General features: G+C 62.2%; 6 protein-coding genes. All 6 read left to right on the top strand.

Annotated features, from left to right (window positions below; translation table 11 throughout):
* Positions 1 to 2,177 (top strand): translation initiation factor IF-2 (infB, locus tag EN943_RS14990; RefSeq protein WP_127413179.1); only part of this gene is annotated, 2,177 nt, incomplete at its 5' end.
* Between the two features lie 139 nt (positions 2,178 to 2,316).
* Complete coding sequence (gene rbfA / locus EN943_RS14985; protein WP_127413177.1) at positions 2,317 to 2,757, top strand: 30S ribosome-binding factor RbfA; 441 nt, start codon at positions 2,317 to 2,319, stop codon at positions 2,755 to 2,757.
* Positions 2,757 to 3,788, top strand: a complete 1,032-nt coding sequence (gene truB / locus EN943_RS14980; RefSeq protein ID WP_127413175.1) for a tRNA pseudouridine(55) synthase TruB — start codon at positions 2,757 to 2,759, stop codon at positions 3,786 to 3,788. The genes rbfA and truB overlap by 1 nt, the downstream gene beginning before the upstream one ends.
* 44 nt (positions 3,789 to 3,832) lie before the next feature.
* On the top strand, positions 3,833 to 4,927 hold the full coding sequence (corA, locus tag EN943_RS14975) for a magnesium/cobalt transporter CorA (RefSeq protein ID WP_127413173.1): 1,095 nt from the start codon (positions 3,833 to 3,835) through the stop codon (positions 4,925 to 4,927).
* 140 nt (positions 4,928 to 5,067) lie between these two features.
* Entirely contained in the window at positions 5,068 to 5,379 is a 312-nt protein-coding gene (rpsO, locus tag EN943_RS14970) for a 30S ribosomal protein S15 (protein ID WP_269470859.1), read from the top strand.
* 278 nt (positions 5,380 to 5,657) lie between these two features.
* Positions 5,658 to 7,805 carry a polyribonucleotide nucleotidyltransferase gene (gene pnp / locus EN943_RS14965; RefSeq protein ID WP_127413171.1) on the top strand — a complete coding sequence of 716 codons (2,148 nt, stop codon included), beginning with the start codon at positions 5,658 to 5,660 and terminating at the stop codon, positions 7,803 to 7,805.
* Positions 7,806 to 7,999: the final 194 nt, after the last annotated feature.

The following is a 7,999-nucleotide window of genomic DNA, read 5'->3' as shown; positions in this document are numbered from 1 at the left end:
CCGAGGATGCCAAGCGTCGCGCCGAGGACGAAGAGCGCCGCAAGCGCGAACGCGATGAATCCGCACGCCGCCAGGCCGAGGAAGAGGCGCGGTTGCAGACCGAGGCCGAATCCCGCCGTCGGGCGGAGGAAGAGGCCCGTCGACGCGCGCCATTGGCTGCCGAACTGGCAACGGTCGATGACGAGGAAGTGGCCAAGCCGAAGCGGGTTGGCGCCGGCGCACCGGTGCGCCGTCCGGTCACACCTGAAGTGGCGCGTCCGGCCAAGCCGACCAAGAGCGAGGAAGATCGCCGCCGCGGCAAGCTGACGCTGAATTCGGCATTGTCCGACGAAGATGCGCGAGCCCGTTCGCTGTCGTCGATGCGTCGCCGCCAGGAAAAATTCAAGCGCGCGATGCACAATGAGCCGCGCGAGAAAGTCATGCGCGAAGTGATCCTGCCAGAGACCATCACCATCCAGGAACTGGCGCAACGCATGTCCGAGCGCGCGGTCGACCTGGTCAAGTTTTTCATGAAGCAGGGCCAGATCCTGAAGCCGGGCGACGTCATCGACGCCGACACGGCCGAGCTGGTTGCCACCGAATTCGGCCACACGGTCCGCCGCGTCGCCGAGTCCGACATCGAGGAAGGCCTATTCAACATCGCCGACAATGCCGAGGACCTGGTTTCGCGTCCGCCGGTCGTGACGATCATGGGTCACGTCGATCACGGCAAGACCTCGCTGCTCGACGCGATCCGCAACGCCAATGTCGTCTCCGGCGAAGCCGGCGGCATCACTCAGCATATCGGCGCCTACCAAGTCGAGAAGAATGGTCACAAGATCACCTTCATCGACACGCCCGGCCACGCCGCTTTCACGGCGATGCGTGCTCGTGGCGCCCAGGCGACCGACATTGCCATTCTGGTGGTTGCGGCCGACGACAGCGTCATGCCGCAGACGATCGAATCGATCAGCCATGCCAAGGCGGCCGGCGTTCCGATCATCGTGGCGATCAACAAGATCGACAAGCATGATGCCGATCCGCAGAAAGTGCGCTCCGAACTGCTGCGCCACGAGGTCTTCGTCGAATCCATGGGCGGTGAAGTTCTGGACGTCGAAGTGTCGGCGACCAAGGGCACCAATCTCGACAAACTGCTCGAGGCGATCCTGCTGCAGGCCGAAATTCTCGACCTGAAGGCCAATCCGGATCGTACCGCCGAAGGCGTCGTCATTGAAGCCCAGCTCGACAAGGGCCGTGGCCCCGTCGCCACCGTGCTGGTGCAGACCGGCACGCTGATGCCGGGCGACATCCTCGTTGCCGGCAACGAATGGGGCCGGGTGCGTGCGCTGGTCAACGATCGTGGCGTGCAGATCAAGGAAGCGCCGCCGGCGATGCCGGTGGAAGTGCTTGGCTTGCAGGGCACCCCGCAGGCCGGCGACCGCTTCGCCGTGGTCAACAACGAGGCCCGTGCCCGCGAGATCACCGAATACCGCCAGCGTCTGGCGCGCGAGAAGGCGGTTGCCAAGCATGCCGGCCAGCGCGGTTCGCTCGAGCAGATGATGTCGCAATTGCAGACAAGCGGGCTGAAGGAATTTCCGCTGGTCATCAAGGGCGACGTGCAGGGCTCGATCGAGGCGATCAACGCCGCACTCGACAAGCTCGGTACCGACGAGGTGCGTGCACGCATCGTCCATGCCGGCGCCGGCGCCATCACCGAAAGCGATGTGTCGCTGGCCGAGACTTCGGGTGCCGCGATCATCGGCTTCAACGTCCGCGCCAACGTCCAGGCGCGTGCCGCTGCAGCGGCGGCTGGCATCGAGATCCGCTATTACTCGATCATCTACAACCTTGTGGATGACGTGAAGGCGGCTCTGTCGGGCCTGCTGTCGCCGGAGCGTCGCGAGACCTTCATCGGCAATGCGCAGATCCTCGAAATCTTCGACATCACCAAGGTCGGCAAGATCGCCGGCTGCCGTGTCACCGAGGGCAAGGTCGAGCGTGGTGCGGGCGTGCGCCTGATCCGCGACAACGTCGTCATCCACGAAGGCACGCTGAAGACGCTGAAGCGCTTCAAGGACGAAGTTTCGGAAGTCCCCGGCGGCCAGGAATGCGGCATGGCCTTCCAGAACTACGAGGATATGCGCGTCGGCGACGTCATCGAGTGCTTCCGCGTCGAGATGGTGACCCGGACACTCTGAGTTCGAGTGACTTGTCCATACCGGGCGGTGGCCGAAAGGCCGCCGCCCCAAGTCTATTGAGCAGGTCTATTGAGAACGACCCATATGAGACATGCGGCACGGTCCCATCCCGCGCCTCACGCTTTCAGGATAGAGAAAAATGCCCCGTCCAACCACATCCAGCCCATCCCAGCGCATGCTGCGTGTCGCCGAACAGGTGCGCCATGCGCTATCCGAAACCCTGCAGCGCGGCGAGATCATCGATCCGCTGATCGAGAACACCGTGGTGTCGGTCTCGGAAGTGCGCATGTCGCCCGATTTGAAGGTCGCTACCGCTTTCGTTTCGCCGCTCGGCGCCAAGGATACCGATGCGGTGGTCGAGGCGCTGAACAAGCATGCGAAGTTCGTCCGTGGCCGTGTCTCCGGCGCGCTGCGGCAGATGAAGTTCATGCCGGAGTTCCGCTTCAAGCTCGACACCTCCTTCGATAATTTTGCCAGGATCAACGACCTCTTGAAATCGCCGGAAGTGGCGCGCGATCTGGGTCCTGTGGACCAGGAAAACGCGGACCAGGACAAAGACGACAACAAGGACACCGAATAGTGGCGCGTCGCGGCAAGAAGAAGGGCCGGCCGATCTCGGGCTGGCTGATCCTGGACAAGCCGGTCGGCATGGGCTCGACCGAAGCCGTCTCCAAGATCAAATGGCTGTTCCAGGCCGAAAAGGCCGGCCATGCCGGCACGCTCGATCCGTTGGCGTCCGGCATGCTGCCGATCGCGCTTGGCGAGGCCACCAAGACCGTGCCTTACGTGCAGGACGGCGCCAAGATCTATCGCTTCACCGTTGCCTGGGGACAGGAGCGTTCGACCGATGACCTCGAAGGTCCGGTGACGAAGGAGTCCGACCTGCGTCCAGCGGAAACCGAGGTCAAGGCGCTGTTGCCGAAATACACCGGCGTCATCATGCAGACGCCGCCGCAATTCTCGGCCATCAAGATTGCGGGCGAGCGCGCCTATGATCTGGCCCGCGACGGCGCGACGGTCGACATACCCGCGCGAGAGATCGAGATCGGCCGTCTGGATATTGTCGAACACAGCGCCGACCATACTGTTTTCGAGGTCGAATGCGGCAAGGGCACCTATGTGCGCTCGCTGGCCCGCGACATGGGCCGCGACATGGGCTGTTTCGGCCATATCAGCGAATTGCGCCGGGTCGAGGTCGAACCGTTCACCTCGGAAGACTTCGTCACCATCGCCGAACTGGAAGCCGCCCGTTTCGGCGTGCGGGAGGAAGACAGCTCGGACACGACTGATATCGCCGACACGACAGAAGCCGCTGACGCGACAGAAGCCGCCGACACGGCAGAGGCTGCCGACAAGGTGGAAGTGCCAATCGATTTCGACGCCATCGATGCGCTCCTGGTCGACACATCGGCTGCCCTCGATTGCCTGCCGCAGATCGCCATCAGCGATGACGCGGCAACCAAGATCCGCCTTGGCAACCCAGTCATCATCCGCGGCCGCGACGCACCGGTGGAAGCCGAGGAAGCCTGCGCCACGGCGCGTGGCAAGCTGGTCGCCATCGGCGCCATCGAGCAAGGCATGTTCAAACCCAAGCGAGTCTTTGCCGGGTGACTCCTGTCGTCTAATGTCGAGGCGAGGACTCACACGAGGGGCATATGGCAAAGGCTGAGACCGTGAAGACGCGTGCGCCAGTGAAGACGCGGCGGCCGCCGGTCGGTGCGTCGCCTGGCACACTGATCGCCGACCCCTCGGCGCGGCGCAGCGAACTCAGGCTGACGCTGATCTCGCCCGAAAAATTCAAGACCATCGAAAATGCCAGCATCGACGACCTCAACATCCATTGCGACAAATGGCCGGTCCTCTGGCTCGACTGCACCGGCCTCGCCAACATCCCGCTGATCGAGGAGATCGGCCGCATTTTCAGCCTGCATCCGCTGGCGCTGGAGGACGTCGTCAACACCGGCCAGCGGCCGAAGGTCGACTTCTTCGAGGACCATGCCTTCGTCGTCGTCAGGATGATCGACGATGTCACCTCGCACCGCTATGAGCAGATCGCCGTCTTCTTCGGCAATAATTTCGTCGTCACCTTCCAGGAGCGGGAAGGCGATCCGTTCGATCCGGTGCGCAAGCGCATCGAAAGTTCGGCGCCCAACCGGCTGCGCGCCCGCGGCGCCGACTACCTTGCCTATGCGCTGATCGATGCCATCGTCGACAGCTATTTTCCGCCGATCGAGGCCGCCGGCGACATGGTCGACAGCATCGAGGACGAGATGCTGCATTCGCCGCATAAGCACCAGATGCGGCAGCTGCATGAATTGCGGCGCGACGCCAACGTGCTGAAAGGCGTGCTGTGGCCGATGCGCGATGCGCTGGCGACGCTGATCCGCAACGATGTGCCCTATGTGAAGGCCGAGACCAAGGTCTTCCTCAACGACACGCTCGACCATGCGCTCAGGCTGATCGAGCTGGTCGAAACCCAGCGCGACATGCTGACAGGCCTGATCGAGATGCACCTGTCGCTGAGTCAGGCGCGCACAAACGACGTCATCAGCTATCTCACCATCGTCTCGGTCATCTTCATGCCGCTCACCTTCCTGGTCGGCATCTGGGGCATGAATTTCGATCCGGAGTCTTCGCCCTGGAACATGCCGGAACTGAAGGCCTATTATGGCTATCCCTTGTCGCTGCTGTTCATGGCGCTTGTCGCGTTCGGGCTGATCGCCTTCTTCAAATGGAAGAAATGGCTCTGACAAGGAAAAATCACGCCATTTCGGCCTGAAAAGCCGGCTTGTGAATTGGGCTGGTGTTTTCCGGGGAATTGCACTATATGCGCCGCAGCATAGCGCTGTGACGCTTTGCTTGCACCGGCCCCTGCTGGACGACATCCCGGCTGAGGGCGACCCGTTTCCTCAAACAGATAAGGAAAAACACGATGTCGATTACTGCCGAGCGCAAACAGGAATTGATGGGTGAATTCGCAACCGCCAAGGGCGATACCGGGTCTCCGGAAGTCCAGGTGGCCATCCTTTCCGAGCGCATCAAGAACCTGACCGACCACTTCAAGGACCACAAGAAGGATAACCATTCCCGCCGTGGTCTGCTTGCTCTCGTCTCCCAGCGCCGCAGCCTGCTTGATTATCTCAAGCGCAAGGACGACGCGCGCTACCAGACGCTGATCGAGAAGCTCGGTCTGCGTCGTTGACGAATTGACCGGCGGGCTTTCCCAGGAGAGCCCGCCGGTCGCGCATTCTGCCAGTCGTATCGACTGGCCAGACCCGGTTTCGATCGTGCAGAGGGCACTCGAAACCGCCCATGGACGGTCATGGGGCAGGATTGCAGGACGCTCGCGCGCGCACCGCGCCGAAATCACCCGAGCTTCCCGTTGTCTTGCCCGTGGCTGCCCGAGAAAGGAAGCCAGGGAAAGGGCATCTCCGCGCACCGTGAAACGGCGCGGCCCTTTCCTCATATTAAGGACAAGAGATGTTCAATCACCACAAAGTGGAAATCGAATGGGGCGGTCGTCCGCTCATCCTCGAAACCGGCAAGATCGCGCGCCAGGCTGATGGCGCGGTGCTCGCCACCTACGGCGAGACCAAGGTCCTCGCCACCGTCGTTTCGATGAAGGAGCCGAAGCCCGGCCTCGATTTCTTTCCGCTGACCGTCAACTACCAGGAAAAGACCTACGCCGCCGGCAAGATCCCGGGTGGCTATTTCAAGCGTGAAGGCCGTCCGAGCGAGAAGGAAACGCTGGTTTCTCGCCTCATCGACCGCCCGATCCGCCCGCTCTTCGCCGCTGGCTACAAGAACGACACCCAGATCGTCGTCACCGTCGTCCAGCATGATCTCGAGAACGATCCCGACATCCTGTCGATCGTCGCCACCTCGGCCGCTTTGACCCTGTCGGGCGTGCCCTTCATGGGCCCGATCGGCGGCGCCCGCGTCGGCTACATCAACGGCGAATACGTGCTCAACCCGCATGTCGACGAGATGCAGGAATCCAAGCTCGACCTGATCGTCGCCGGCACCAGCGACGCCGTGCTGATGGTTGAGTCCGAGGCCAAGGAATTGGGCGAAGAGCTGATGCTCGGCGCCGTCATGTTCGGCCACAAGGGCTTCCAGCCGGTCATCGACGCCATCATCAAGCTGGCCGAAGTCGCCGCCAAGGAGCCGCGCGACTTCACCGCGCCGGACTATTCCGCGCTTGAAGCCGAGATGCTGAAGATCGTCGGCGACGAACTCAGCAATGCCTACAAGAACGTCGACAAGCAGAAGCGTTACGCCGCCGTCGACGCCGTCAAGGCGAAGGTCAAGGCAGCGTTTGCCCCGGCCGAAGGCGAAGATGCCAAGTACACTTCCGAGCAGATCGGTTCGGTATTCAAGGAACTCCAGGCCAAGGTCGTGCGCTGGAACATCCTCGACACCGGCTCGCGCATCGATGGCCGTGACCTGAAGACAGTCCGCAAGATCGTCTCCGAAGTCGGCGTCCTGCCGCGCACCCATGGTTCGGCGCTGTTCACCCGCGGCGAAACCCAGGCGCTGGTCGTTGCCACGCTCGGCACCGGCGAGGACGAGCAGTATGTCGATTCGCTGACCGGCATGTACAAGGAGAAGTTCCTCCTTCACTACAACTTCCCTCCCTACTCCGTCGGCGAGACCGGCCGCATGGGTTCGCCGGGTCGCCGCGAAATCGGCCATGGCAAGCTCGCCTGGCGCGCCATTCGCCCGATGCTGCCGAGTGCCGACCAGTTCCCCTACACGCTGCGCGTCGTCTCGGAGATCACCGAGTCCAACGGTTCGTCGTCGATGGCCACTGTCTGCGGCACCTCGCTGGCGCTGATGGATGCCGGCGTGCCGCTGGCCAAGCCCGTTGCCGGTATCGCCATGGGCCTGATCAAGGAAGGCGAGCGTTTCGCCGTTCTATCCGATATCCTGGGTGACGAAGATCACCTCGGCGATATGGACTTCAAGGTTGCCGGCACCGCCAACGGCATCACCTCGCTGCAGATGGATATCAAGATCGAAGGCATCACCGAGGAGATCATGAAGATCGCGCTGGACCAGGCCAAGGATGGCCGCCAGCACATCCTCGGCGAAATGGCCCATGCTCTGACCGGCGCGCGTTCGGAACTGGGTGAATTCGCACCGCGCATCGAAGTGATGCACATCCCGACCGACAAGATCCGTGACGTGATCGGCTCGGGCGGCAAGGTGATCCGCGAGATCGTCGAAAAGACCGGCGCCAAGATCAACATCGAGGACGACGGCACGGTCAAGATCGCTTCGTCCAACGCCAAGGAGATCGAGGCGGCGAAGAAGTGGATCCACACCATCGTCGCAGAGCCCGAAGTCGGCGAGATTTACGAAGGTACGGTCGTCAAGACCGCGGACTTCGGCGCTTTCGTCAACTTCTTCGGTCCGCGTGACGGCCTCGTCCACATCTCGCAGCTTGCCAACGACCGGGTCGCCAAGACCTCGGACGTGGTCAAGGAAGGCGACAAGGTCTGGGTCAAGCTGATGGGCTTCGACGAGCGCGGCAAGGTCCGCCTGTCGATGAAGGTCGTCGACCAGGCCACCGGCAAGGAACTCGCCCGCGACAAGAAGACCGAAGGCGAAGAAAACGCCGCCTGATTGGTCTGAGATCATGAATCGAAACGGGCGCGGCTTATGTCGCGCCCGTTTTCATTTTCAGCCTGGGTTTCAAAGCGCTTAGAGCAATTCCAGGAAAAGTGTGAAGCGGTTTTCCGTCCAGAATTGCGTCAAAACAAAGAGTTGGAGCAGATCGCCGTTTCCCTGAAACGGTGAGATGCTCTAGACAAGTCGAG

Origin of the sequence: Mesorhizobium sp. M7A.F.Ca.US.006.01.1.1 (assembly GCF_003997935.1) — a bacterium.
Taxonomy (GTDB): Bacteria; Pseudomonadota; Alphaproteobacteria; order Rhizobiales; family Rhizobiaceae; genus Mesorhizobium.
The sequence above is the reverse complement of the archived record's forward strand: the minus strand, read 5'-3'. Positions and strand labels throughout refer to the sequence as shown.

Excerpts from the sequence above, each read along its gene's own strand:
- rbfA (WP_127413177.1), top strand. The coding sequence starts at position 2,317 with ATGCCCCGTCCAACCACATCCAGCCCATCCCAGCGCATGCTGCGTGTC.
- corA (WP_127413173.1), top strand. The coding sequence starts at position 3,833 with ATGGCAAAGGCTGAGACCGTGAAGACGCGTGCGCCAGTGAAGACGCGG.
- pnp (WP_127413171.1), top strand. The coding sequence starts at position 5,658 with ATGTTCAATCACCACAAAGTGGAAATCGAATGGGGCGGTCGTCCGCTC.